The sequence below is a fragment of the Microcystis sp. genome (assembly GCF_048564745.1).
GTDB classification, from domain to species: Bacteria; Cyanobacteriota; Cyanobacteriia; order Cyanobacteriales; family Microcystaceae; genus Microcystis; species Microcystis ichthyoblabe_A.
In genome coordinates this window covers 1-24,446 of record NZ_JBLZRT010000174.1, presented here as the reverse complement: position 1 = coordinate 24,446, position 24,446 = coordinate 1, and the positions used below count along the sequence as shown (strand labels likewise).

The window sequence follows — 24,446 nt, the reverse complement described above, 5'->3', positions numbered from 1 at the left end:
AAAATTCCCCAAGCTCCCTCTCTGTCCAGCAATGCTCTAAAGTTGATAAATATCAATCTAACAAAAACTCAAAGCCCTATTGTACAAGCTTTACAAGCATGAGTTGTTGATAGTTTTGCATGACAGGTTCGGTAGAGCCAGCTTTTTTCACTCACTTTGGTTAACATTAAACTTAATTTTTTATCTCTTGACATACTCTAATTTAGATTCTATAATTAGGTATAGGGGCAAGTTCTTGTTTAATCAAGATGGCGATTATCTCTGTCCACTAAAAGACTGGTTTGCTAGGAGTCAAGGCTAAAAATATTCTATCTATTCAACAACCCGCAAGGGTAAACGGTCAAATCAAGCGCAGTAGCAGTAAATGAAAGAGCAAGGATTGTTATTTTCTGAAGATAGCCTGTTACCTGAAAAACTCCCGCAAATTCAGGAATTACGACCTTCTAACAATCTTTCCGCAGTTTTTGAAGAGTGCCATAATTATATTTACGCCAACGAAGGAATGCTCAAAGACAAGATTTTTCACGAGATGGTTAAACTAATCATCATCAAACTTCATGATGAAAAATCTGCCAAGCAATCTGTAAACTTTGGCGTTACAGCAAGTGAATATAAAGCCATCGTAGCAAATAAGTCCGATGAATTTATGTCGCGTCTCAGTCAATTATTTACCTCCATCAAGAATCATTATCGGAGATTTTTCACCGATGACACATTCAAGTTAAAACCTTTGACTCTTGCTTATATTGTAGGCAGGTTACAGTACATTAATTTAACTAAAACATCTGGCGATATAAAAGGGGAAGCCTTTCAGACTTTTGTAAATAGACACCAGCGTGGAGATAGGGGAGAATTTTTTACCCCTCACCCAATTGTCCGTCTTGCGGTTGAAATGATAGACCCCAAACCAAACGAAAAAATTATAGATCCTGCTTGCGGAAGTGGTGGTTTTTTAATTCAAGCAATCAACCATGTTCGACAAAATAACCCAGAGTTCGATATAGCAAGTTTTGTGCAAGAAAGTATTACAGGAATTGAATTTAATCCCGATGTCGCTCTTTCGGGAATGATTCGTTTAGTTTTTGAAGGTGGCACAGGTTCAGAAATTATCTGCACTAATGCGCTTATCGAAGATGAAAAATTAAATAATTCCTTTGATGTTATCTTGACCAATCCTCCTTTCGGAAATAAAGGCAAAGTAGAAGACCAGAAAATTCTTCAATCATATCTTCTCGCCCGAAAATGGCATAAATCAGCGTCCAATGGTTGGGAAGTTTCCCAAGCCGTTTTAGCGGGTCAGTCGCCCGATATTTTATTTATTGAGAAATCTATAAAATTATTGCGCGCAGGTGGGCGCATGGCGATTATTCTGCCCGATGGTTTATTACAAAATATCTCTAATGGACCGATTCGCCATTGGTTGCGCTCCCAAACAAAAATATTAGGTGTTGTTTCCATACCGCCGGAAGCCTTTGTACCCTACGGTACAGGAATCAAGACATCACTTTTAGTAGTTCAAAAATTACCAGCAGACAATGATTCTTGTTTTATGGCACAAATCAAAAAAATAGGCTATGACGTTAAAGGACAAACAATATATAAGCGCGACGAGTCGGGAGTTATAGCCCGAAAAAAATCAGGTTTGCCAATAGTTGACGATGATATAGATGATATTTCTCAATCTTTTAGGTCATTTATCAATGGGGAATTTGCACAAAACAGCGATTGTATTTATACAGTTAAGAATACCCTGCTCAATTCGAGACTGGATGCCGAACATTATTTACCCAATGACCAAAAATTATTAGAACATCTAAAATCTATTGGGGCGAAACCTTTAGGTGAAATTGCCGATATTTTGAGAGAGGCGGCTGATTTTCGTTTAGCTAGGGATAGTGAAATTAGATATATAGCTATTTCCGATGTTGATTATCGTACAATGCAAGTTGTTTCTCAACAAATAATTAAGGCACACGAGGCCCCATCTCGCGCAACTTATAGATTGTACAAAGGCGATATTATTACGGCAATTTCAGGAGCAAGTACAGGAACACCACGCCAAGCAACAGCCCTAATCACGGAAGATGAAGACGGAGCAATTTGCTCAAATGGATTTTCAGTATTAAGAAATATTCAGGGAGTCGAGCCTTTGTTTTTATTAGTATATATGCGAACAGACTTTTTTTTGCGTCAGATTAAAAGGTACATGACAGGTCATGCTATTCCTACTATTTTAGTGGATGATTTGTTAAAAGTTTTAGTGCCTATTCCACCCGAATCTGAACAGCAGAGAATCGCAAAAAGTATGGCTGAAATTCAAGCAATTAGAAAAGAAGCGTTAAAAGCAAGTGAGAATGTTGTTAACCAAATGAGTCTTTTACTTGGCCAATTTGAGTAAAGCAAAAAGCAGGTTAAGCTTAGAAAAGGTCTTAAGGTGGTTGATTTATCCCAACCTTAAGACAGGACTAGAATAGCTAGGATAAATCAACAGGGATTCTCAATTCGCCCGGGAAATGTGCGTCACCAGGGCCGCCGATTGTAGGATAGGGGTAGTGGTGACGGAATCCGTCGCTAGGGTAAAGAGAGGATTGGAGAGGATACCGGCCAGGGAAGTGGCCACTAGGGAGAGGACAATGCCCACCTGTAGGGGACGCATCCCGGTAAGGGTCCAATTGATAACGGGGTAATTTTTCACCGCATCGGACATCTCTTGGGGTTCCTTGACCACCATCATTTTGACCACACGGATATAGTAGTAAATCGAGGCCACACTGGTGACTAAACCAACGAGGACGAGGGCATAAAGTCCCGCTTGCCAACCGGCCCAGAATAGATAAATCTTACCAAAGAAGCCCGCTAGAGGCGGAATTCCTCCCAAAGAGAGCAGACAGATGCTTAAACAGAGGGTTAGGAGCGGATCTTTCTGGTAGAGTCCCGAATACTCAGCGATCTGATCGGTTCCAGTTCTCAGAGCAAAGAGAATCACACAGGCAAAAGCCCCTAGGTTCATGAACAGGTAAATTAACAGATAGAAAATCATGCTAGAGTAACCCGCGTCAGTACCGGCGGTTAAACCAATCATGACAAAACCCGCCTGACCGATCGAGGAATAGGCTAACATCCGTTTCATGCTAGTTTGGGCCAAGGCGACCACGTTGCCGAGGATCATGCTCAAAATTGCTAGGGCGATAAAGATAAACCGCCATTGTTCGCTGACTAGACCGAAAACCGTCACTAATAGGCGAATTGCTAGGGCAAAACCGGCCGCTTTGGAACCCACCGAGAGGAAAGCCACCACGGGAGTGGGTGAACCTTCGTACACATCAGGAGTCCATTGGTGAAAGGGAACCGCCGAAATTTTGAAGGCGATACCGGCAATCACAAAAACTAATGCGATCGCTAAGGCCAGGGACTGACCACCGTTAACATCGGTTAATTTTTGGGCAATGGCACTTAAACTGGTTTCACCTCCGGATAAACCGTAGAGAAGGGAAACACCATAGAGGAAAATCGCCGAGCTAGAAGCTCCAATTAACAGGTATTTTAAAGCGGCCTCGTTCGATCGAGGATCCCGTTTCATGTAACCGGTCATTAGATAGGAGGAAATACTGAGCATTTCTAGGGAGATGAAGATCATCACCAATTCACTAGCGCCAGATAGGAACATTCCCCCGAGGGTTGCGGTGAGCATAATGGCCAAGAATTCCGCTAGGGAGGTTCCCGCTTGTTCCACATAACGGATAGACATCAGCACTGTGGAGGCGGTAGAAAGAGCAATAATCGCCCTAAAGACGATACTGAGATTATCCCCCTCAAAAGCCCCTAAAAAGGCCACTGGTTTCGGATTGTCCCAGGTAAAGTAGAGAGCAACCACAGCAGCGAGCAGACCAGCGATCGCAACGTAGGGCAGCCAACTTCTGGCACTCCGTCCCACGATTAAATCGCCGATTAAAATCACCATCAGGGTAATAATCAGGATTCCTTCGGGCCAGATAACGCCGGCGTTTAGCTGACTGGCAACAAGACTAGAAAAATCCATATTGATTGAGGTTAAAGGAATTTGAAGTTAAAAAAGGCTTAATACAAGCTTAGGGCATTTGATCAGCGATTCAGTGATCAGTTATCAGTGATCACTGATCAGATGTGATTTTTCAGTTTACTGATCGCCGCTATCGGGTTAAAATATCTAAAAACCCAGATAAATTTGACATAATCTTAGCTTTTATGGGTAGTGTAGTTGTCTCGTGTCTTTTTTATCCTCCTGTCTCTGATTCTCCTCTGCAAAGGGAAAATCTTTGATTTTTGCAGCAGAGCTAATTTCTGATGTTGACAAGTTGTCACCGAGATGTATCCAAGTTAACAGGGAAAAAGTGAAAACTCAGGAAATCATGACATAGACTGGCATCGTTAGTTGTCATTGAAGGATTCTGGTAAAATCAGGCTAGGGAAACCCCCGAAAAATCACTTGTTTTCGAGCCATCCGCTTGATTTTGTTGTTGAAAAACTTTCTAGTTCGCTCCATCCTTTTCCTTTAGCGCTCGCTTGAATGAGTAACGAAACCTATCTCAATCATCCCACTTTCGGTCTATTATACAGAGTGTGTCTATTAGAAGAACATCAGGAATTATTCACCACTCTTTATGCCCAACGTCTTTTTTTTCTGGTGACGGTGGGACCCAAAAAAGTCTCGTTCGATCCGATTAGTCGTTCCGATGCTCGTCTTTTGGTGGAAAACCGGCTGCGGAATTTGCGACGGCGCAGTAATGTGCAAGAATTTAACAGTCTCAACCAAACTTATCAACAAACCTTTTCAGTCTAGTTCATGACGATCGCTAGTCGTATCGAGTCAATCCGTCTTACCCTACCCCCCTGCACGCGTCTGATTGCCGTCAGTAAACAGGTATCTGGCGATTATATCCGTCAAGCTTACCGAGCAGGAGTGAGAGATTTTGCTGAAAGTAAGCTACAGGAAGCAATCTCGAAGCAGCAAGAACTAAAAGACCTGCCAGATATTTCTTGGCACTTTATTGGGCATCTACAGGCAAATAAAGCGCGCAAAGTCCTAGAATCTTTCGATTTAATCCATTCCCTCGATAGTTTAAAATTAGCCCAAAGACTCGATCGCCTAGCTGGGGAATTAGAGATTAATCCCCAAGTTTTGCTACAGGTGAAAGTTGTCCCCGATCCCGATAAGTTCGGTTGGGACAAGGCCGAATTACTAGCAGCTCTTCCCGCTTTAGTCAACTGTCAACAGCTAAAAATTCAGGGTTTGATGACAATTCTGCCCCAGGGATTATCCACTGGGGAAAAGTTAGCCGCCTTTGAAAAAACCAGCGATTTAGCCCGAATAATCGAGAATAGCTCTAGTTTATGCCTGCCCCATCTATCCATGGGGATGTCTAACGATTATCCCCTTGCCCTCAAGGCTGGAGCCACTTTGATCCGGGTGGGAACTGGCATCTTTGGCGAACGCATTTACTGAACCATCTCCGTAAATTTACAGAAAAAACCCCTAGAAAATTTAATAATTGGTGACAATATATCTTAAAATTACAGCGTCTAGTCTAGAAAATGGTGGTTAGAAATGAGGAATTGACTTTTTCCCAATCCCTGAAAACTATCCCCTGATAACTGATAACTGAAAAGAGGGAACTAACCGCTGCCTCCAGACGACTAAAATGACGAACCCTTAACAAAACAGTTCCCCTGTACCAAATGAGAGCAACAATTGTTAAAGGCCAATAAATAACCCCGACTCTAGACAAGACCACCCAAAAAAATCTTTTGAAGGACCTTAGACTGTGAACAACATTTTTACCAAGCTCAAAGATTTTGTCGGCATCTCCGAACAACCAGAAGACGAAGACGAAACCGACTACGAAGAAATGAACTGGGAAAAGTCTTCCCCCCAAGATAGGGATCAAAACGAAGAAGAAGAACCCCTTAATCGTCGTCAACGCGAACCTTTAAATCTCAGTACAGCCACATCTATGGGACTCAACAGAAGCAACGTGATCGGTATGCCAGGTATTAACAACAATAATGCAGAAGTGGTCGTGATCGAGCCCCATTCCTTCGAGGAAATGCCCCAAGTTATCCAAACCCTGAGAGAACGCAAATCGGTGGTTTTAAACCTCAACGTCATGGATCCCGAAGAAGCACAAAGAGCCGTGGATTTTGTCGCCGGTGGCACTTATGCAATTGATGGTCATCAAGAACGCATCGGTGAGAGTATTTTCCTATTTACCCCCAGCTGCGTTAAAGTTAGCACCCTTTCCGGAACCATTCACGATATCACCGACAACCCGAAAATGGCTCGTCCCGTTTCCCCCGCACCTGTTTGGGGCGCCGAAAGCAGTCGATTAGCTCAATGAATCCTCCCATAGTCCTCTCGTCAAGTTTGTCGAAGCTAGAAATCGATCGATTCTCGAGAGGATGTGTTTTTTCTGGGTAAGACCTCTAAATCTGCCTTTTTTTCTTTTTACTTTTTACTTTAAAAAATACTGTGTCTATTCGCTTAGGAATTATTGGCGGTGGAGTGATGGCCGAGGCCATTCTCAGCCGTTTATTAAAAAAAAATATTTATAGTCCCGAAACGGTGTTAGTCAGTGAACCCCAATCCCAACGGCGTAACTTTTGGGTTAATACCTACGGAGTGCAAGTCAGTGAGGATAACCGGGAAGCCGCCAGAGCAACTGAGGTATTAATCTTAGCGGTAAAACCGCAAATTTTAGAGCAAGTAGTGAATAGTTTGCTGGGAATACCCGAAAAACCCCTAATTATCTCGATTTTAGCGGGAGTTACCCTCAATCGCTTAGAAATGGGCTTTCCCGATCGCCCCGTCATCCGGACGATGCCCAATACCCCCGCCACGGTGGGACAAGGGGTTACAGCGATCGCATCTGGTCGTCATGCGGAACCAGAACATCTGGCCGTAGCTAGAGATATTTTTGCTGCGGTCGGTTCGGTGGTGGAAGTTCCCGAGGCTTTGATGGACGCGGTAACGGGATTATCGGGATCGGGCCCAGCATTTGTGGCCTTGATGGTGGAAGCTTTAAGCGATGGTGGTGTGGCGGCTGGATTACCGCGAGCGATCGCGTCTCAATTGGCCATAGAAACAGTTTTAGGGACGGCAACCCTATTAAAAGAATCGGCCATACATCCGGGGGAATTAAAGGATCGCGTCACTAGCCCCGGGGGAACGACGATTGCCGGGGTGAGACAATTAGAAAAAGGCTCTTTTCGATCGACTATTATCGAGGCAGTGGTGGCGGCCTATCATAGATCTAAAGATTTAGGGCGTAGTTCCGAAAAGTAATCTTGGTATCTTTTTTAACCCATAACTGATGTGTCGATCTGTGATCAAATACGCAGCAATTCTTGTCCAGAAAAAGTTATCGTTTTTTCTTTTTTACCGGTTTTTGAGCCACTTTTCGAGAACGTTTATAGGCCGATCCGATCCAATCACTACAACTATGACTCATTGCCCCTAATTCTAAACCTAGGAAAATAGCGATCGCTACCCGGGGATACTGTTGCCATAATGCGATCGCTTGCTGCGGCCACAGTCGCCAATCCCAGTCTATACCCCAGAAACTTTGCAGGATGGGAATGATGATGATCGCCGCTAGTAAAAGAAAACTACCAAGATAAAATAACCGAAAAATTGTGCCGATCAATAAACCGTGGGATAACCAACCGCGATGACGGATCATAGAACGATAGGGTAGCCACAACCAGCGCAGATAACCCCAACGTTTGTATTGTACCGAGTGGATGTCAAGATCCGGCCCAAACAGGAATCCGCTAAACAAATAACTGGCCAACAGTAACAGGGTTAATTTACCACTGCCACTGACCAAAAAACTCGCCCCCGCAATCGGTAGCAGCAAAATTAGGGTAATGCGATCGTGAGTTCGACCAGAGGGCATCGGAAAAAAATTAACTCGCTCAAAAAAATAATATACTTTTTTGAAAATATATGTTATGCTGAGAAAGTGCGAAATTGATTCGGGCGTTTAGCTCAGTGGTAGAGCGCCTGCCTTACAAGCAGGATGCCGTAAGTTCGACCCTTACAACGCCCATTTTATTCGATCCTTGCCTAGTCAAGCTCTCACTCCCGATCGCAGGTTGAGATTGAAACTATTGAGGGGAATTGTTGCTGGAAGGCAAAATTAGGACTAATTGCTGGTAAGCTAGTCAGTAGGTGCTAGGATTAATTTATCGCAGCACAGCGGTTATATGGCCAATTGGAAATGTATTAAAAATTGTGGAGCTTGTTGTCAACTAAATCCCGATGAGCGTCCTGACTTAGAAGAATATCTGACTCCCGCACAATTAAGTCAATATCTCAGCATGGTGGGGGAAGAAGGTTGGTGTATAAACTTTGATCGCCAAACCCGTCTCTGTACCATTTATGACCAGAGACCAGAATTTTGTCGTGTTCAACCCGATATTTTTGCCAAAATGTATCAAATTGAACCGGGAGAATTCGATCAATTTGCGATCGATTGTTGTCATGAACACATTGAGGATCTTTATGGGGAAAATAGCCTAGAAATGAATAGCTATCGTCAGCAAGTAGGCTAAGATTTATCCCTATCCCAGAAATAACTCGGACTGGAAAGAAAATAAGTGGTCTGGTTATTTTTCCTACCTTCTCGAGGGCTAAACCAGTAAAATTACGGAATTGATTGTTTCCCTGTTGAGGAGAAGTCTATAGGAAACTCAAAACCTCTAGTAGAGGTGCAGAGTTTGAGTTCAGGACAGGGAAAAACTATCATGGAAAAACCAGAAAAACAGCGCCGCAGACGCGGGGTTATCCTTACCACCACGGGACTAGAAAAATTACTTACTGCTAAACAAGAAGCGGAATATCGGGATAATCGCGGTCATCGTTTCACCCTAGAAGTCCTCAGCGAGAAAACTCTTTTAGGGGTAGATACTCTGATGAAGGTATTTGCTTGTGAATCGGGAGTGGATAAACAAACCCTGAAACATTGTTTTCAAGCCTTTAATTTAACTTTAGAAAATAGCGATTATTATCGTCCTAACTTACCAGAAACTAATACTATTAATCCTCAACTATTGCCTGAATTACCAGAGGGACAAGTCCCCCTCGATTCCCCCTTTTATATTAACAGAAATAATCTAGAACAGACTTGTTATCAAGAGATCTTGCGCGGGGGTAGTCTGATCCGGATTAACGCACCCAGAAAAATGGGAAAAACCTCCCTGATGGCCAGAATTATTAATTATGCTCAACAACAGCAATACCATACACTTTATTTCAGTTTTCGGTTAGCAGAAAGATCAATTTTTCAAGACTTAAATCACTGGATGCACTGGCTTTGTGTTAGTATTAGTCGCCAGTTAGATTTAGATAATCATCTCCCAGAGGATTGGGATGAATTCTTAGGGGGTAAAATTAACTGTAAAATCTATCTAGAAAAGCATATTCTCCCCCATCTCGATCGCCCTTTAGTGCTTGCCTTTGATGATCTTGAATATCTTTTACCCTATCCACAGCTAAGGGAAGAATTTTTTAGTATTCTGCACCTCTGGCACGAGGAAGGCAAAAACAAACCTCTCTGGCAAAAATTACGTTTAATTGTTGCCTATTCCCCTGCACAGGAGCTTGATAAAACCTCAGATACCTATCAATCTCCTTTCAGTCTTGGTTTACCGATCGAATTGCCTAATTTTACCAGCGCACAAGTACGAGAATTAAGTCAAAGACAGGGATTAGATCAGAATTTTGACTCCGAAAAATTACGGATATTTCTAGGTGGTAATCCCTATTTAATTCGTCTTGCTTGCTATCATCTTGATCGGGGTAATTGTACCCTAGAAAACATTCTAGCTAATTCGATCAACGAGGAAAATAATATTTTTGCAGATCATCTTAAACGTTTACTTTGGCATCTGCAATACTTAAAAGGCAATTTAGCGGCTATCTTTGCTAAGGTGGTGATGGCAGAAAAAGACATAGAAATTGATTTAATTGCCGCTTTTCACCTAGAAAGTCTCGGACTAATTCACCGACAAGGTAAGTTTTGCCGAGTCAGTTGTCCTCTCTATCGTCAATATTTTGGCGAATATTTCCGGCAACGTTCTGTTTTTTTGCCTCGAAAAACTTCTATCCTCGCCAAAAAAAATACGCTTGCTCACTTTGATACTTCCGAAAAAAGTCGCTATGCTATCTAGTTGATCGAATGTCATTATGAGGGAGTGATGCTAAATACTGTTTAAAAAGTATAGGAGAGTGGCAAGTGGGTTTTTAAAGTTCGAGTGGAATAGGCTTGTAGTTCCTGTGTTTTACGAATAAAACTTTTCTTACTCATCATGATCGCCAATCCAAAACCAGGTCACTGTATCCCCTGACAGCACTCTCAAAGCTCGATGACTCTTCGTTACACGCACTGACCAAATATCTTCGTCGCTGTCAATACACTTAAAATGTAACGACGGATGAAACGGATTCTCTACCCATAACCGATATGCTTTCTTGGCTCCGGCTTTGACTGCTGGCTTCAAGTCGCGATACTTCTGCCAAAATGAAGGCAATGTTGCGGAATTCATAGCTGCTCATAATCCATCGGCGCGGACAATCCTGCTGCAATCTCTTCTTTGGCTTTTCGTGCTGCTGCGACTAGATTATTCTTCGTCTGTTTAAACGACTGATCCCATCGTTTTTCTTCTTCAATTTCTGCAATATAAGCTCGAACATAATCTACTAACTGCTCTTGAAGCTCATCAGGCAGAGACTCAACCATCTTGATGATCGTGGTAATAGCAGGAGAGGGCATGGTATCTATCAGCGTAGTAGGTTTTCTCTATTCTACAACGTCCACCGCAAACCAAAAATGATATAATCGGTGCGTGGATTGTTAATTTTAGTTTTTTGACCGGATTTGTAACCGCAAACACGCACCCTACACTTTATTATCCTCGCAAAAAAAATTACGCTTGCTCACTGTAATACTTCCGAAAAAAGTCGCTATGCCATCTAGTTTATGATGCGTTACGCACTCGACTAACATAGCCTACATTCTATGTTTTAGATGCTAGGGTTGGGAGATGGAAGAATTAAGAATTGTCAATTGAACACCGTTATCTCTTTCATAAACTATCACGACGGGAAAGGTTAATTTAGCTTCTTTTTTTGGTAACGCTGGGAAAATATAGGAATAACCATTGCCTTTGAGCAACAGTCGCCAAATTCTCGGTTTATCAGGGTTACTAATATCATTAAGTTCGTTATCTAATAAACGTTTGTAGGATTGAAGATCGCCGATAATCCTAAAATTAGGTAGGTTAGTTTTTGTGGAACGACTTTCTAAGGGATTATTAAATTTTCGTCCTAAACTGGCATCTTGAGGCATAACAATCGTGACAATCGGTAAAGAAGAAGTTTCATTAACAGCATCTTTCCAAGCATCATCTTTTGCTTGCCAGGTTGCCAGCCAAAAAAGAGCCATCAGTACAAAAATAACGATAATAAATTCATTCAATAGGGATGATAAAAAATTAACGATCTTAGCTTGAGATTTACTCAAAGCAATCGGTAATCTTTTCAGATATTTTATTAGCCATCTTTGCCCAGCAAAGGTGATGACAGTAGCACCTATAATCACCAATAAAAATAGGATTTTTCTAGGAATTGCCCAAAGGTCTCCAAAAAATGTTTGAAAAGCGGCAAAATAAAAGGATTCGTTAGGAAGACTCAGAGTCGTAACTTCGAGGTAAAAAAAGCTAAAGTATGCCCAGCGATAAATCCAGCCAGTAAAGTAAAGAGCGGCGGCTAATAAAACCAATACACTAATTAGTTTACCGAGAGGATTAAATTCTGAGGAATTGTCGGGATCAGTCATGACAAACTGCTTGGGATGGTTGAAGTGAAAAAGGAGATGTTAAAATTCTATCATCTCTTATTTATTTCGATATTGAGGGGTTAAGTCGGATGATGAAAGCTATTTTGCGGGGGAGTATTTTCTCTTTGCTGTTGCTGGGAGTAGCAAGCGATAGGCGGTTAGAATGGCTTCAGGGTTCTGTCCGCAGTCAGGAAACGGCGTTAGAGGTGGCTGTACCAGATAAGGCGACGGTGGTACTCAAGCGGGGAAATCCTCTGACGGGACGGTTAACAGCTTTTAATCAGGAAAGTTTGAGACTGTCGGCGGGGGGTGATTCAGAAACAGTTCCTCTGAATCAAATTAAATCGATAGAATTTCAGGGAGATGTCTGGATTGAGGGTGAACCTCTTCCTTCTCGTATCCGAGGTTATGTTAAAACTTGGCCTGGAGTTCCTGTCACGGCTTTAAGGTTACAAAATCCTCCCCAGTCGGCTAAAGTCAACTTAAATAGGGTATTAACACCTGAAGAATTGCGGAAGCTACTTAATATCAAGGACAAGGTTCATGTACTATATAAAATTAATTTTAACTCGCCTCAAAAAATGACATTAGAAGCCTTTACTATGCCCAAAAAATAAATTATGTCTATCTCTCGTCTTAAACTTCTGGGTTATTTAATCATCACAACAACTATCCTAAGTGTTGCGATGTGGATGTCTCCTGAGCGAGGCAAATTTTTGCCATTTAAGGGCATCAATCAAGCTGTTACCCAAAATCTTCCAAACACACAACAGCAGCAACAGCAGAGGCGGATCGCCCTAGTAATTGGTAATGCAAATTACCAAGTTGGTAAGCTTGATACGCCGCTTAATGATGCCACAGATATGGCTAATGCTTTGAAGGAATTAGGTTTTGAGGTAATTTTGCTCAAGGATTCTTCTAAACGACAAATGGATGATGCTCTCGATCAGTTTACCACTCGAATTAATCAAGGTTATGTCGGTTTATTTTATTATGCAGGTCATGGAATGGAGGTAGAAGGAGAAAATTATCTTATTCCTGTTAATGCTCAGATTAAATATGAAAAAGATGTTGAGTATGAGTCAATGCCTTTGGGGAAAATACTCGGCAGAATGGAAGATGCGGGTAATCGAATTAATATTGTGATTTTAGATGCTTGTCGGGATAATCCTTTTCGTAAATTTTGGCGTTCATCTAGCAGGGGATTAACAGCACCATCGCAAGCAACATCAGGAACTTTAATTGCTTTTGCCACTGCACCGGGAAAAGTCGCTAGTGATGGTACTGGACGGAATGGATTATTTACTTCCTACTTATTGAAATATATTAAAACTCCCAATATGGAAGTGGATTCAATGCTGCGAAAAGTACGCTCTGATGTTGTCCAAAATACTAATAATTATCAAGTTCCTTGGACTTCATCTTCTTTAATAGGAGAATTTGCTTTTAATCAAAAAACTGAAACAACCCCTCCTATTGTGACTAGCTCACCTGTTCCTAACCCTAGCCCATCTATTGCTGTTGTACCAACGCCAAAACCAACCCCTTCACCTCCTCCTGTTACAGATCCTCAGCCTAGTTCTTCATCACCAGTAGATGATTTTACCAGCGCATCGCGAGCAGCGCTGGAACAGCAGACGCAGCCCCCTTCACTAACAGCTGTTGCTGCGTCGATGACAGAGAATGCGAGGATTACTAGAAGAATGCTCTCCGAGCATGCTACTCTTACATCGGGGTCAACAGGAGTGAATTATACCAACCTGCGAGACCTACTAGCAGCAGGGAAATGGAAAGAAGCAGATGTGGAAACAACTAGGGCGATGCTTCAAGCTGCTAAGAGGGAAAAGGAAGGGTGGTTCAGAGACGAAGATATTGAGAACTTTTCCTGTGAAGATTTGGGCATCATTGACCGGCTTTGGTTGTCAGCTAGTCAGGGTAAATTCGGCTTCAGCGTTCAGAAAGAAATCTATGAGAGTCTCGGTGGCACAAGAGAGTATAATCGGGAAGTGTGGAACAAGTTCGGCGATCGCGTCGGCTGGAGAAAAGGAGATAGTTGGTTGTACTACTCAGAGCTAACCTTTAAATTGACAGCCCCCAAAGCGCACCTCCCTAATGCCGAATGGATTTGGTTTGGGAGAGGACTCTTCTCTCGTGCAAAAGCTTGTTACCTGTAGAATATAACAATCTCAGGTCTTTTGTCAAGTCTAATTTTAGGGGTTTTGCTCACGGAAACATCAGCTTTTGGGGAACTCGATACTTAACGATGTTGATGTCTATTATCGCAGAATTTCTAAGTTTAATTTAGGAGATAAACAAGGGGCGATCGCATAATTCTTTTCAACGAGGTTATGAGCTATCCAGCAATTCGATACCCATCACCATCACCTGATTACATTTATTGATTTTTCATCGCATACTATTTAAAAAGAAACGTGCCAAAGACAAAAATCATCGTTAAGTGGCTTCAGAAATTACTCAAAACTGATAAAAAAGGATTTGCCAAATGTATAACCAAAATCGAACAACTTGCCGCACAAGGTCATGAACTGCACCGCCCTGCTGCCGATTATCTCAGAAATGATATCTGGGAGCTTAGAGCCAAACAGGGAACCATACAATATCGAATCCTCTATTTTTATCATGGTCAAAATATAGCAATTATTGGTCATGCTCTTATCAAAAAAACTTCCGCCGTTCCCTCACAAGACATCGAGAGAATTATCCAAAGAAAAGCACAATTTAAACAAAATCCAGAACTTCATACTTATCAAGGAGAAATAAACAATGCCTAAAACCACAGATGCCGTAAAAATCATTCACCAAATGATTGCAGATGATCCCACAATCAAAGAACAAATTGCCCTAGAATCCCTCAACTCAGAAATCGCACAATTGATTTATGACGCTCGTATGAATGCTGGATTAACTCAACAACAACTAGCCGACCTAATCCATGTTGAGCAATCCGTTATTGAAGATCTAGAAGACGCTGACTATCAAGACAATCCCCTAATAATGCTACAAAAAATTGCCACTGCCCTTAATCAACGAGTCAAAATGAGCCTTGTTAGTAGCTTGTAGGGTGCGTGTTTGCGCGTATTTAAAGGAGATTTGTTAATAATTAAACTATTACCGCGCCGTAACGCACCATCTTAAGAAAATTGGTGTGTTACGCTATCACTAACGCACCCGACAAGAGCCGCTACTGTGTCCTCTGTGGTTTTTATTATGATTATTTAACTGCTACCGAATATCCCCCCCGCAGTAATCTCTCCCTAGTAACAGGTTTCTAGTTCTTGTTTGATATTCAGGCAGAATGAATGATATAATTGGTGCGTGGGGCGTGGCTCTCTCGTGCAAAAGCTTGTTACCTGTAGAATATAACAATCTCAGGTCTTTTGTCAAGTCTAATTTTAGGGGTTTTGCTCCCGTAAACATCAGCTTTTTGGGAACTCGATACTTGACACTATTTAATTTATCATTTGTTAGAAAACTCACATATATAAAAGCTTTAATATGCCAAAAATACAACTTATTTTTTACCAAGATGAAAGAGGTAATATACCAATTATAGAATGGCTTGATAGTCTTCCTGGCAAAGCTCAAAACAAATGCTTTATCAAATTACAAAGACTGGCAGAACTAGGATATGAATTACGCAGACCAGAAGCAGACTTTTTGCGGGACAAAATTTATGAATTGAGAGTTAATTTTAAAGGAATAAATTATAGAATTCTTTATTTCTTTTATAAAAACAAAGCTGTGGTCATTTCTCATGGTATAATTAAAGAAAAAGAAGTTCTACCACTGGAAATCGAGCAAGCAATTAAAAACAAAGCTAAATTTGAAAAAAATCCCGAATTACACACCTATTTTCAGGAGTTGATATGAATACACACCAAACGACAGCCGATGGCTTACAAATTCTTTACCAACGTTATTATGCTAATAATCCAGAACGTCAATTAGAATTAGAAAAGGCTCGTATTGATGACGAAGTAGCCAGAAAAATATTTAAGATTAAGGAAACACATCATCTTTCAACAAAAGCTTTAGCAGAATTAATTAATACTGATGAATCTATTATTGAAGCCTTAGAAAATGCTGACTATGAAGGAAACTCTTTTTTGTTGCTAAATCTCATCGCTACAGCCCTAAAAATAAAGGTTAAATTTGAATTAGTTTCAGCCTAATTGTTTCAGTAATTTGCTACAATGAGAATAAGCTGTCGCGCATTTAAACAATGACAATGATAAACCTAGAAACAATTGAAGAAGATATTGCGTCCCTTCCCCCCGACGCACAACAGACTATTCTTGAACTTGTAGATATTCTCAAAAAACGATATTCTCCCAACCCACAGGAAATGAAAGAGCAGCGAACAGAAGATTGGTCTGATTTTATCGGTTGTATAGAGGCTGAACCAGACCTTTCTTTTGAATTATGAATTATGAATTATCAAAAAGAATAGAAGAAACAAATAGATATTCGGGAACGTTGTTTTGAGTATGCACTGCGAGCAATTAAACTTTATCAATAAACAATAATTTGAGAAAATGAACCAAAAAACTTACCAACTAACCTTAAACTTTGACCAGATTTTAGATTTGGTTAAACAACTCCCAGAAAGTGACAAAATAAAACTCAGTAAAGAACTCGAAAAAGAAACTTTAAATCAAAAATTAACCCAACTTTTAGAAACCTTTAAAACTGATGAGCTTTCCCTAGAGACAATTACCGAAGAAGTGGAGGAAGTTAGGGCTGAAATTTATGGACAACAAGCCACCGATTAAAGTTATTATTGATACTAACCTTTGGATTAGCTTTCTTATTGGTAAACAGTTAGCCAAAACTCTTGTGCCGATTTTTTCTCCACAGCTACTTAATGAGATTAACCTTGTTACCAAAAGACCAAAATTACAAAAGCATTTTCCCCAAAGTAAAGTTCAAGAGTTACTTGAGCTTGTAAACATAATTGGGTTATGTATTGAGACTAAATCAAAAATTAATATCTGTAGAGACGCTAAAGATAACTACCTTTTAGCCTTAGCCAAAGATAGTCAAGCTGACTTTTTAATTACAGGCGATCAAGATTTATTAATTTTGCAACAATTTGGAATAACTAAATAAGACTTTTAGACTTTTTGTCAATCAAAAAGTACCAAATATGGGAGTGATCGGGTGGAAAATTCAGGGACTTTTTCCCTGAAAATTAGGTAATTGACCCCCTCAAAATCGGTAAAACCCTACACCCCACACCCCACACCCTACCCCCACGAAAAACTTTTTCAGCAAGCCCTAATTAAATTATGATCGCGCCGTAACGCACCATCTTAATTTGTAGGGTGCGTTAATGTTCTCGGTTCTTCTCTTTTTCTCACCTAACGGCTGGTCGATTTTTTTGAGAAAATTGAGTTAATAATCTCTAAGTTGAGTTAAGGTTTGTAGTTACGCTTTAGCGCCAACTTCTCGGGAAAATCGGGCTAGAGCATCGACATTGCTTGTATTCCCAAGACTTGCCTGACTTGCCTTTACTGTTCTTTGTGGCGAGAAAAAGCCAGATCAGCAGTCTCGATTACCTTTAATAGCTGTTCGATGCGGTTTTCCGTTGGGGGGGCCAAACAGGGAAAAACGACTAAACCGGGGATTTGATTGGCCACCTCGGTGACAGCCACATCAAGGGTGACTAGGGGTAAATTAGCGAGGGTTTCCGACTCGCTCAAGGTTTGCAGATAAGAGTATAAATCTTCTGCGATCGAACTATCGATTAAGATAGCGTCCACCTCCCAGACAGTAGCTAAAAGTTCCGCCTGTTCGCAACTATCGGCCTCGATAAAACGATAGTTCTCCCGAACTAATTGATTATTCCAAATCCAACTAAAGGAAGATAAATCGGAGAAATTGGGGGCATAATGACCGTGTAAACGCAGCAGAGTCGGAGCAGTGCGCCGTTTTCGGCTAGGAACAGGGGAAACGGTCAGATTTAAGCAAGCTTGCAGCGCAGCCGAGGTGATCGGCGGAACCAGAAAACTATCGGCCCCTTGCTGTTGACTGCGGTTGCGCTCGGAATCGGCGGCGGTGACAATAACTTTTATATCTTTGGTTTGGGGATGGGATTTCAGCAGCGTTAACACATCCCAACCGGACAACAGGGGTAGATTGGGATTGAGAAAAACACAACGGGGTTTTAACTGACGGGCTTTTTCGATCGCCTCAGTGCCGCTACGGGCGATAATGGCTTTTAATCCCAATTCACTCAAGCGATCGACAAACTGTTCGATCACTTGGGGATTAGCTTCCACCAGCAACACCAGACGCTGGGGAGTGGCGGACTCCTGCTCGGCACCTTGGGGATGAACCGGCAGTAGTAAAGTAAATTCACTACCTTCCTGGGCCCTGGAGACAAAAGATAGATCGCCACCGTGACAGCGTGCTAATTTTTGGCTTAAGACTAAACCTAAACCTGCGCCCTCAAATTGACGGGTGAAAGGACTTTCTAGCTGTTGGAATTTCTGAAAAATCAGATGCTGGGATTCTTCCGGAATACCGATCCCCGTATCCCAGACGGTAAAAGCCAGCCAATTTTCCCAACGATTGACTTTAATGCCCAAATTACCGCCATCAATGGTAAATTTTACCGCATTATCTAACAAATGCACTAACATCTGTTGTAAACGGGTTTCATCGGCCAGGACATAATCTAACCCCGATTCGATGTCAAGACGATAGCTGCTGGGGAGATCGAGACGTTGGGGATACTTATCGACGATGATATCGTACACCCGTTGACAGAGGCGAGCGATTTTGACTCTAGTTAAAGTTAATTGTAGTTGTCCTGTCTCTAGGCGGGTTAAATCGAGGAGATCATTAACCAAAGCCATCAACTGACGACCGCTGCGATAGATTAAATCGGCATATTTCGACTGTCGGGGGTTAAGTTCACCAATTTTTTGTTCCCGCAGCAGATTGGAGAGACCGATAACAGCAGTGAGGGGCGATTTAAACTCATGGCTGACACAGGCGAGAAATTCATCCTTAAGACGATTTAAATGGACTAAATCGGCATTTTTAACCGCTAATTCCTGACAATATTGCTGTTGTTCGGTGATATCGGTGGCCAACAGTAACCATAGTCCCGAAGCTTTCTCGATCAAAGGATAATTATCCGCCAAATTTAACGGCACGGACAACAGTCGCCAAGTCTTGGCTAAACCCGATGTCACCGTTTCTAGACGCTGGGGAAACAGGGGGGGGGTGGGGGATGGGAGGGTTAAGGGGTCATTAACTAAAGCCAAGGCAGAGTTATCGATATTAGCGGGGAAAGCCGCCCCGATTTGTTGACACCAAGCCTGATTTTGGTATAAAATCCCTGCTTCTGGACTGTAGAGCAGCAGCGGCAGCGGTAATTGTTCCAGAAATTCCAGAGGACGATCGCTGCGGGGGGGGGTAATGCGATCGCTGATGCGGAGCTGCGGGGGAGGATCATCGAGAATCGAGCGCCCGAGACAAAATTGCAGAAGTTTGCCCGTGTCTAAGCGTCCTAACAGTTTGCCCTGAGCATCGACTAAAATAGGGGCTTTTGCGAGCGCTTCCCCCGTCAGGGTAGCCAGAAACTCACTCACGGCCATGCGCGAGTTAAGAGGGATAATTGGACGCAGCCAACCGCTTAGATCGAGACGGTTGCAGGAGGGGTTTCTGGTTTCGGGGTACTGCTGTTGATAGAGGAGGTAAGCGATCAGGGCTTGACTCTCAATCAGTCCTAGGGGACAATACCGCTCATCCACCACCACGATCGCTTCTGGATTGCCCGTGTTAATTAAATCGCAAAGACTGGCCCTGTCGATAATTAATTCACAGGTAGTGACAGATTGATTAAAGTGATGGAGACTGAGGGTAACGCTAGGCATGGGGATAATTGGGGAGGGCGGTGGCGGTAACTTTAGGGCATAATTAACAAACTGATGGCCAAACTATTAGTCGTCCTAGAACTTGAATTTATCTTGATTATGACGCTCGCTCATCTAGAGAACCGCTCCATTGATTACAATTAACTACGATACCCACTGCCAAAAAGCCAAGTTAACTTTAACTTCCTTTAGCTGATGGCGGGGGGGGTTGTCTTCTCAACAGAGAAAGCCTAACCTATTGTTTGTCAATTTCTATCTACCTTGCGGGTGAGAAAACGTTGCCTCTGAGACTGACTATTTATGCTTTTGTCCCAACGGACCCACCCTTGACGGGAGTGAGTTCACCCCCGGGGCTGGTTAATTCTTTGACGGCTTTATTGGCTAATGAACGCTATAATCTAACCCTGGGGTCTTCTTCTAGCGAATTACTGGCTAATATCGAGGCAGAGAAGGAAAAAATTGATTGTTTGCTGGTGGTCTCTCATCCTTCCCTACAGCCGACTTTTAATCAACTCTACGAAGGGGGGATTTTACTGCCAGTAGTGATCATTGTCGCTGACAAAAACATCGCTCCTGAGATGAATGACTCTCCCACCTGTCTCTATCATAGTGCCGAATTACAAATCACCGTCAAGGAATTAGACAGCATCACCTCGGTCATCGACCAAGCGATCGCTAGATTTCTCCATTTAGCTCCTAATTGCTCTTTTTCCGAGCGTACTACGATTGTTAACCAACCGAATCCCGTGGCCAATAATCACAGTTTTCTCCTCCTACAACAGCGCCGTTTAGCGGAAAAATTAAAAGAAAGACTCGGCTATTTAGGTGTTTACTACAAACGCAACCCGCAGCTGTTTTATCGCAATCTTGCCCCGGAGGAAAAAAACGAATTACTGCGGGAAGTAAGAAGAGATTATCGGGAGATTATTTTAAATTACTTCCTACAGGATTATCCGATTAATCAAGCGATCGATGAATTGGTTAATAATGTCTTTTTTACCGATCTCTCAGTGTCGCAAATTCTGGAAATTCACATGGAGTTAATGGATGAATTTTCCCAACAGTTAAAATTAGAAGGCAGAAGTGAGGAAATTCTCCTAGATTATCGTCTCGCTCTCATTGATATCCTTGCTCACCTAGGAGAAATGTACCGTCGTTCCATACCTCGCGAGGATATCCCTTATGATTTATTATTGGGAATAGACTAAAATATCCCAGACAAATAGCGATGAACTCATATCCCCAGCCCCTTTGATCCTAACCTATGAGCGTCTTTAAAAAAACCTATGTTTTAAAACTGTACGTCGCCGGGAACACCCCCAACTCCGTGCGAGCCTTAAAAACCCTGAAAAATATCCTAGAAGAGGAATTTCAGGGAGTTTATGCGCTCAAGGTGATTGACGTGCTGAAAAACCCGCAACTAGCGGAGGAAGACAAGATTCTCGCTACTCCTACCCTTGCGAAAGTCCTCCCTCCCCCAGTGCGGAAAATTATCGGTGATTTGTCCGATCGAGAGAAGGTTCTGATCGGTTTAGACTTACTATACGAGGAAATTCGTGAACGAGAAAATGATAGCTAGGTCTTTGTCCATAGTTGATTAGACGGGTTATATTGATTGAAGAAGAAATGATCGGGGCTTAATCTAGTACCTCTATGGGAAAGTCAAGAGTCAATGGAAATCGAGATAGTGTAAAGTGTTTAGTCAGGCTTGATATGTTTCTGTGGAAAAATTAGATAAAAATCCTACTCTTTAAATACTCGCTGGATAAATAATGACTCAATCTAACTCTAATAGCCAATCGAATCCACCGATTAAACCGAAAGGTGTTCGCAAAATTAGAACCCTAATTGAAGGTTTTGATGAGATCACTCACGGTGGTTTACCCATGGGGAGAACTACCTTAGTTAGTGGCACTTCTGGCACGGGAAAAACCCTGCTTGCCGTTCAATTTCTCTACCACGGGATCAAGTATTTTGACTATCCGGGCCTGTTTGTTACTTTTGAAGAATCTCCCACCGATATCATTCAAAATGCCTATAGTTTTGGTTGGGATTTAGAAGAATTAATTGACCAGGGTAAATTATTTATTCTCGATGCTTCCCCGGATCCGGAAGGTCAAGAGGTGGTGGGTAGTTTTGATCTTTCGGCCCTAATCGAGCGCATTCAATACGCAATTACCAAATATAAAGCAAAACTGGTATCAATTGACTCTGTAACTGCTGTTTTTCAGCAGTACGAAGCGGTGTCAGTGGTGCGGCGGGAAATTTTTCGGCTCGTCGCCAGGTTAAAATTATTAGGAGTGACTTCAATTATGACCACGGAACGTATCGAAGAATACGGAGCGGTGGCGCGTTTTGGTGTAGAGGAATTTGTCTCTGATAATGTGGTAATTATGCGGAACGTGCTAGAGGGAGAAAGGCGACGCAGAACCGCAGAAATCCTCAAATTACGGGGAACAACCCACATGAAGGGGGAATATCCCTTTACTATCACCAATGATGGCATTAATATCTTCCCCCTCGGAGCCATGCGTTTAACTCAGCGCTCTTCTAATGTCCGCATTTCTTCGGGAGTAAAAACCCTCGATGATATGTGTGGAGGCGGTTTTTTCAAGGATTCGATTATTTTGGCCACAGGAGCAACCGGTACGGGTAAAACTCTCTTAGTCAGTAAATTTCTAGAAGAAGGCTGTAGGCGCGGTGAGCGGGCGATTTTGTTCGCTTATGAAGAATCTCGCGCCCAATTGTCCCGAAATGCCTCTTCTTGGGGGATCGATTTTGAGGAGATGGAACGCAAGGGATTATTAAAATTATTGTGTTCTTACCCCGAATCGGCGGGATTAGAAGACCATTTACAGATGATTAAGTCGGAAATCTCGGAATTTAAACCCTCTCGTATTGCTATTGATTCTCTATCGGCACTCGCGCGGGGGGTGACAAATAATGCTTTTCGGCAATTTGTGATCGGGGTGACAGGATACGCCAAACAGGAGGAAATTACGGGATTTTTCACCAATACCACCGACCAATTTATGGGAGCGCACTCGATCACCGAATCCCATATTTCTACGATTACGGACACAATTTTAATGCTGCAGTATGTGGAAATTCGCGGCGAAATGTCGCGAGCGATTAACGTCTTTAAGATGCGCGGTTCTTGGCACGATAAAGGGATTCGTGAATATACTATCAGTCAGGACGGGGCGGATATCAAGGATTCTTTCCGCAATTACGAGCGGATTATTAGTGGTTCCCCAACTAAAATTAGCGTCGATGAAAAGACTGAATTATCGCGGATTGTTCGCAATGTACGCGAAAAATTACAGGATGAATAATCGGGAGTTGACTGATGGAGATTATTTTGAAGAGCGATCGGGTAAAGTCGGTCTTAAGGAAAATAACCACCAGATCAACAAACCTAATATAATCCAGAGAATATCTTTAACCCGGCGAATTAGAGAAATCGCTAAACCTAATTCTAGACTACCAGTTAAGGAAGCACCCAGCAGCACTAAAGAACCTTCTAAAGTACCGATATTAGCGGGAATAAAAAAGGTCCCAGCGCGCACCAATTGGGCAACGGAATCAAATAACCAAGCATCGGCAAAACTGATCGGATGTTGGAGAAACTGCATTAAAACATAGATTTCTAAAACTCCTAGGGGCCAATTTAGAAAACCGACGATCAAGCCATTTCTAAATAGGGGCAGATTCCGGTAAAATTCTCCTAAACGATCATCGACACTGCGAAGATTTTCTAAAGGTTTAGCTAGGCGATCACCTAAAAAAGAATGACCTAATCGATTAACTATTCGGGAGGATAAACGGAATCGCTGAATCAAGAAAAATATCAGGATACAACTGGAGAATATAGCAAGACTTAATCCAGTAAAAGTTTTAAAAGAATTGGAGAATTTTGGAGAAGCTAGGAGCAGAAAAAAACCGATAATTGCAAAGAAGACAAGGGAAGCAGTATTTAACGTTTTTGTCAGAATAATCGAGGCACTGGTTTCTTTGTAGCTAATCTGATAGTGAGTTTTTAACATCACTGCTTTAAAACCTTCTCCTCCCAAGGAAGCGAAGGGAGTCACGCGATTAAAGGCTGCCCCTACCATGTAAATTAATAATAGGCGAATTGTCCATCGAGGTTGGATAGGAATACTTTTAAAAGTTAGTTGCCAAGTAAAAACATCGGTGAGAAATTCTAGGAAATAAAAAATAATTACTAATGTCATTCCCCACCAACCGACTAGGGTGATTTGTTGCCAAACTTCTTGCAGATTTGTTTTGCGTAAAATTACCCCTAGTAAAACAAAACCTAAACCCAGAAAGATAAATTTAAGATATTTCATAAGTAGTCGTGTAAAATTAATTTCTTGGTTAAGATATAGGCAAAAGGCAAGAAGTAGTTATACTAAATCCTGTTTAAAAGATATAAAAGAGCGGGAATTATGACTTAAGTAGCTGGTTATAATTAAATTAAAAATGGATTTTAGGTTCGATCCCCCCTGCCCCTCTTGATAAGGTAACCTGAGTTCGGGTTAAGCAGATTGAGGTAAAACCCAGTCCATTTGGAGGGAGGGCTTCTTGGGTTGGTGACAGTAAGCAATTAAGCCACACAAGACGTTGACACAAAAATTGACCGGGCTTCGGTGACGAGAATGTT

At 42.0% G+C, this 24,446-nt stretch carries 26 protein-coding genes, 1 tRNA gene and 1 pseudogene; 20 read left to right on the top strand and 8 right to left on the bottom strand.

The genetic code is table 11. The features are described from left to right. The first annotated feature begins 364 nt into the window (after positions 1 to 364). A complete protein-coding gene (locus ACOCD9_RS18865; RefSeq protein ID WP_419548167.1) occupies positions 365 to 2,398 on the top strand; it encodes an N-6 DNA methylase in 2,034 nt (677 codons plus the stop codon). A gap of 99 nt (positions 2,399 to 2,497) precedes the next feature. On the opposite strand, the gene ACOCD9_RS18860 is transcribed toward ACOCD9_RS18865, so the two are convergent. Next, on the bottom strand, positions 2,498 to 4,039 hold the full coding sequence (locus tag ACOCD9_RS18860; protein ID WP_419548166.1) for an NAD(P)H-quinone oxidoreductase subunit N: 1,542 nt from the start codon (positions 4,037 to 4,039) through the stop codon (positions 2,498 to 2,500). 507 nt (positions 4,040 to 4,546) lie between these two features. Here ACOCD9_RS18860 and pipX point away from each other — a divergent pair. The 4 genes from pipX (at position 4,547) to proC (ending at position 7,318) form a co-directional block, all read left to right on the top strand. Continuing rightward, positions 4,547 to 4,819, top strand: coding sequence for a transcriptional coactivator PipX (pipX, locus tag ACOCD9_RS18855; protein WP_002800387.1), 273 nt, complete (start codon positions 4,547 to 4,549; stop codon positions 4,817 to 4,819). A gap of 3 nt (positions 4,820 to 4,822) precedes the next feature. After that, positions 4,823 to 5,482, top strand: coding sequence for a YggS family pyridoxal phosphate-dependent enzyme (locus ACOCD9_RS18850; protein ID WP_419548165.1), 660 nt, complete (start codon positions 4,823 to 4,825; stop codon positions 5,480 to 5,482). 319 nt (positions 5,483 to 5,801) lie between these two features. Beyond that, positions 5,802 to 6,374, top strand: coding sequence for a cell division protein SepF (locus tag ACOCD9_RS18845; protein WP_419548164.1), 573 nt, complete (start codon positions 5,802 to 5,804; stop codon positions 6,372 to 6,374). A gap of 131 nt (positions 6,375 to 6,505) precedes the next feature. After that, entirely contained in the window at positions 6,506 to 7,318 is an 813-nt protein-coding gene (proC, locus tag ACOCD9_RS18840; protein WP_043997650.1) for a pyrroline-5-carboxylate reductase, read from the top strand. A gap of 76 nt (positions 7,319 to 7,394) precedes the next feature. Here proC and ACOCD9_RS18835 read toward each other — a convergent pair whose 3' ends face one another. Further along, positions 7,395 to 7,931 carry a metal-binding protein gene (locus ACOCD9_RS18835; RefSeq protein WP_287699779.1) on the bottom strand — a complete coding sequence of 179 codons (537 nt, stop codon included), beginning with the start codon at positions 7,929 to 7,931 and terminating at the stop codon, positions 7,395 to 7,397. 81 nt (positions 7,932 to 8,012) lie between these two features. Here ACOCD9_RS18835 and ACOCD9_RS18830 point away from each other — a divergent pair. The 3 genes from ACOCD9_RS18830 (at position 8,013) to ACOCD9_RS18820 (ending at position 10,206) form a co-directional block, all read left to right on the top strand. Continuing rightward, a tRNA-Val gene (locus ACOCD9_RS18830) sits at positions 8,013 to 8,084 on the top strand. Positions 8,085 to 8,241: 157 nt separating this feature from the next. After that, complete coding sequence (locus ACOCD9_RS18825; protein WP_287699778.1) at positions 8,242 to 8,589, top strand: YkgJ family cysteine cluster protein; 348 nt, start codon at positions 8,242 to 8,244, stop codon at positions 8,587 to 8,589. 192 nt (positions 8,590 to 8,781) lie between these two features. Continuing rightward, positions 8,782 to 10,206: an AAA-like domain-containing protein gene (locus ACOCD9_RS18820; protein WP_419548163.1), complete on the top strand. Its 1,425-nt coding sequence runs from the start codon at positions 8,782 to 8,784 to the stop codon at positions 10,204 to 10,206. A 129-nt stretch (positions 10,207 to 10,335) separates the two neighbouring features. On the opposite strand, the gene ACOCD9_RS18815 is transcribed toward ACOCD9_RS18820, so the two are convergent. The 3 genes from ACOCD9_RS18815 to ACOCD9_RS18805 all read right to left on the bottom strand — a co-directional run bounded on the left by ACOCD9_RS18815 (position 10,336) and on the right by ACOCD9_RS18805 (position 11,873). Further along, positions 10,336 to 10,581 (bottom strand): hypothetical protein, encoded by a 246-nt coding sequence (locus tag ACOCD9_RS18815; RefSeq protein WP_419548162.1) that lies wholly within the window; start codon positions 10,579 to 10,581, stop codon positions 10,336 to 10,338. After that, entirely contained in the window at positions 10,578 to 10,808 is a 231-nt protein-coding gene (locus ACOCD9_RS18810; protein ID WP_002793567.1) for a hypothetical protein, read from the bottom strand. Before ACOCD9_RS18810 ends, ACOCD9_RS18815 begins: the two co-directional genes overlap by 4 nt. A 258-nt stretch (positions 10,809 to 11,066) precedes the next feature. Then, the gene (locus ACOCD9_RS18805) at positions 11,067 to 11,873 is read right to left on the bottom strand and encodes a hypothetical protein (protein WP_287699776.1); all 807 of its coding nucleotides are present in this window, start codon (positions 11,871 to 11,873) and stop codon (positions 11,067 to 11,069) included. Positions 11,874 to 11,962: 89 nt separating this feature from the next. On the opposite strand from ACOCD9_RS18805, the gene ACOCD9_RS18800 reads away from it, so the two are divergent. From ACOCD9_RS18800 to ACOCD9_RS18760, 9 genes are all read left to right on the top strand, one after another. Continuing rightward, complete coding sequence (locus tag ACOCD9_RS18800; RefSeq protein ID WP_419548161.1) at positions 11,963 to 12,490, top strand: hypothetical protein; 528 nt, start codon at positions 11,963 to 11,965, stop codon at positions 12,488 to 12,490. A 3-nt stretch (positions 12,491 to 12,493) separates the two neighbouring features. Further along, positions 12,494 to 14,047, top strand: a complete 1,554-nt coding sequence (locus tag ACOCD9_RS18795; protein ID WP_419548160.1) for a GUN4 domain-containing protein — start codon at positions 12,494 to 12,496, stop codon at positions 14,045 to 14,047. A gap of 258 nt (positions 14,048 to 14,305) precedes the next feature. Then, positions 14,306 to 14,665, top strand: coding sequence for a type II toxin-antitoxin system RelE/ParE family toxin (locus ACOCD9_RS18790; RefSeq protein ID WP_419548159.1), 360 nt, complete (start codon positions 14,306 to 14,308; stop codon positions 14,663 to 14,665). Further along, positions 14,658 to 14,954: a helix-turn-helix domain-containing protein gene (locus ACOCD9_RS18785; RefSeq protein ID WP_002731911.1), complete on the top strand. Its 297-nt coding sequence runs from the start codon at positions 14,658 to 14,660 to the stop codon at positions 14,952 to 14,954. Before ACOCD9_RS18790 ends, ACOCD9_RS18785 begins: the two co-directional genes overlap by 8 nt. Before the next feature lie 435 nt (positions 14,955 to 15,389). Continuing rightward, positions 15,390 to 15,764: a type II toxin-antitoxin system RelE/ParE family toxin gene (locus ACOCD9_RS18780; RefSeq protein WP_002734817.1), complete on the top strand. Its 375-nt coding sequence runs from the start codon at positions 15,390 to 15,392 to the stop codon at positions 15,762 to 15,764. After that, on the top strand, positions 15,761 to 16,066 hold the full coding sequence (locus ACOCD9_RS18775; protein ID WP_002732780.1) for a hypothetical protein: 306 nt from the start codon (positions 15,761 to 15,763) through the stop codon (positions 16,064 to 16,066). Before ACOCD9_RS18780 ends, ACOCD9_RS18775 begins: the two co-directional genes overlap by 4 nt. 50 nt (positions 16,067 to 16,116) lie before the next feature. Further along, on the top strand, positions 16,117 to 16,320 hold the full coding sequence (locus ACOCD9_RS18770) for a hypothetical protein (RefSeq protein WP_079205616.1): 204 nt from the start codon (positions 16,117 to 16,119) through the stop codon (positions 16,318 to 16,320). Between the two features lie 109 nt (positions 16,321 to 16,429). Then, the gene (vap15, locus tag ACOCD9_RS18765) at positions 16,430 to 16,666 is read left to right on the top strand and encodes a type II toxin-antitoxin system VapB15 family antitoxin (RefSeq protein WP_002762933.1); all 237 of its coding nucleotides are present in this window, start codon (positions 16,430 to 16,432) and stop codon (positions 16,664 to 16,666) included. Beyond that, positions 16,644 to 17,003 (top strand): putative toxin-antitoxin system toxin component, PIN family, encoded by a 360-nt coding sequence (locus ACOCD9_RS18760; protein WP_130756345.1) that lies wholly within the window; start codon positions 16,644 to 16,646, stop codon positions 17,001 to 17,003. Before vap15 ends, ACOCD9_RS18760 begins: the two co-directional genes overlap by 23 nt. Before the next feature lie 401 nt (positions 17,004 to 17,404). Here ACOCD9_RS18760 and ACOCD9_RS18755 read toward each other — a convergent pair whose 3' ends face one another. Beyond that, entirely contained in the window at positions 17,405 to 19,780 is a 2,376-nt protein-coding gene (locus tag ACOCD9_RS18755; RefSeq protein WP_419548158.1) for an ATP-binding protein, read from the bottom strand. Between the two features lie 278 nt (positions 19,781 to 20,058). On the opposite strand from ACOCD9_RS18755, the gene ACOCD9_RS18750 reads away from it, so the two are divergent. The 3 genes from ACOCD9_RS18750 to kaiC all read left to right on the top strand — a co-directional run bounded on the left by ACOCD9_RS18750 (position 20,059) and on the right by kaiC (position 23,115). Continuing rightward, the gene (locus ACOCD9_RS18750) at positions 20,059 to 20,988 is read left to right on the top strand and encodes a circadian clock protein KaiA (RefSeq protein ID WP_287699770.1); all 930 of its coding nucleotides are present in this window, start codon (positions 20,059 to 20,061) and stop codon (positions 20,986 to 20,988) included. A 56-nt stretch (positions 20,989 to 21,044) separates the two neighbouring features. Beyond that, entirely contained in the window at positions 21,045 to 21,359 is a 315-nt protein-coding gene (gene kaiB / locus ACOCD9_RS18745) for a circadian clock protein KaiB (protein ID WP_002733742.1), read from the top strand. A 193-nt stretch (positions 21,360 to 21,552) separates the two neighbouring features. Beyond that, a complete protein-coding gene (gene kaiC, locus ACOCD9_RS18740; protein ID WP_194015761.1) occupies positions 21,553 to 23,115 on the top strand; it encodes a circadian clock protein KaiC in 1,563 nt (520 codons plus the stop codon). A 21-nt stretch (positions 23,116 to 23,136) separates the two neighbouring features. Here the strand turns inward: kaiC and ACOCD9_RS18735 are convergent, their stop codons facing one another. Both ACOCD9_RS18735 and ACOCD9_RS18730 read right to left on the bottom strand, forming a co-directional pair. Beyond that, positions 23,137 to 24,132, bottom strand: coding sequence for a lysylphosphatidylglycerol synthase transmembrane domain-containing protein (locus ACOCD9_RS18735; RefSeq protein ID WP_287699769.1), 996 nt, complete (start codon positions 24,130 to 24,132; stop codon positions 23,137 to 23,139). Between the two features lie 189 nt (positions 24,133 to 24,321). Continuing rightward, a pseudogene (locus ACOCD9_RS18730) lies at positions 24,322 to 24,446 on the bottom strand (IS982 family transposase); the annotation flags it as partial.

Coding starts and splice junctions, on each gene's coding strand:
- ACOCD9_RS18800 (WP_419548161.1), top strand. CDS start 11,963: ATGATGAAAGCTATTTTGCGGGGGAGTATTTTCTCTTTGCTGTTGCTG.
- ACOCD9_RS18835 (WP_287699779.1), bottom strand. CDS start 7,931: ATGCCCTCTGGTCGAACTCACGATCGCATTACCCTAATTTTGCTGCTA.
- ACOCD9_RS18815 (WP_419548162.1), bottom strand. CDS start 10,581: ATGAATTCCGCAACATTGCCTTCATTTTGGCAGAAGTATCGCGACTTG.
- pipX (WP_002800387.1), top strand. CDS start 4,547: ATGAGTAACGAAACCTATCTCAATCATCCCACTTTCGGTCTATTATAC.
- ACOCD9_RS18795 (WP_419548160.1), top strand. CDS start 12,494: ATGTCTATCTCTCGTCTTAAACTTCTGGGTTATTTAATCATCACAACA.
- kaiC (WP_194015761.1), top strand. CDS start 21,553: ATGACTCAATCTAACTCTAATAGCCAATCGAATCCACCGATTAAACCG.
- ACOCD9_RS18780 (WP_002734817.1), top strand. CDS start 15,390: ATGCCAAAAATACAACTTATTTTTTACCAAGATGAAAGAGGTAATATA.
- ACOCD9_RS18760 (WP_130756345.1), top strand. CDS start 16,644: ATGGACAACAAGCCACCGATTAAAGTTATTATTGATACTAACCTTTGG.
- ACOCD9_RS18850 (WP_419548165.1), top strand. CDS start 4,823: ATGACGATCGCTAGTCGTATCGAGTCAATCCGTCTTACCCTACCCCCC.
- ACOCD9_RS18775 (WP_002732780.1), top strand. CDS start 15,761: ATGAATACACACCAAACGACAGCCGATGGCTTACAAATTCTTTACCAA.
- ACOCD9_RS18755 (WP_419548158.1), bottom strand. CDS start 19,780: ATGCCTAGCGTTACCCTCAGTCTCCATCACTTTAATCAATCTGTCACT.
- ACOCD9_RS18810 (WP_002793567.1), bottom strand. CDS start 10,808: ATGCCCTCTCCTGCTATTACCACGATCATCAAGATGGTTGAGTCTCTG.
- kaiB (WP_002733742.1), top strand. CDS start 21,045: ATGAGCGTCTTTAAAAAAACCTATGTTTTAAAACTGTACGTCGCCGGG.
- ACOCD9_RS18785 (WP_002731911.1), top strand. CDS start 14,658: ATGCCTAAAACCACAGATGCCGTAAAAATCATTCACCAAATGATTGCA.
- ACOCD9_RS18770 (WP_079205616.1), top strand. CDS start 16,117: ATGACAATGATAAACCTAGAAACAATTGAAGAAGATATTGCGTCCCTT.
- ACOCD9_RS18865 (WP_419548167.1), top strand. CDS start 365: ATGAAAGAGCAAGGATTGTTATTTTCTGAAGATAGCCTGTTACCTGAA.
- vap15 (WP_002762933.1), top strand. CDS start 16,430: ATGAACCAAAAAACTTACCAACTAACCTTAAACTTTGACCAGATTTTA.
- ACOCD9_RS18805 (WP_287699776.1), bottom strand. CDS start 11,873: ATGACTGATCCCGACAATTCCTCAGAATTTAATCCTCTCGGTAAACTA.
- ACOCD9_RS18825 (WP_287699778.1), top strand. CDS start 8,242: ATGGCCAATTGGAAATGTATTAAAAATTGTGGAGCTTGTTGTCAACTA.
- ACOCD9_RS18820 (WP_419548163.1), top strand. CDS start 8,782: ATGGAAAAACCAGAAAAACAGCGCCGCAGACGCGGGGTTATCCTTACC.
- ACOCD9_RS18860 (WP_419548166.1), bottom strand. CDS start 4,039: ATGGATTTTTCTAGTCTTGTTGCCAGTCAGCTAAACGCCGGCGTTATC.
- ACOCD9_RS18735 (WP_287699769.1), bottom strand. CDS start 24,132: ATGAAATATCTTAAATTTATCTTTCTGGGTTTAGGTTTTGTTTTACTA.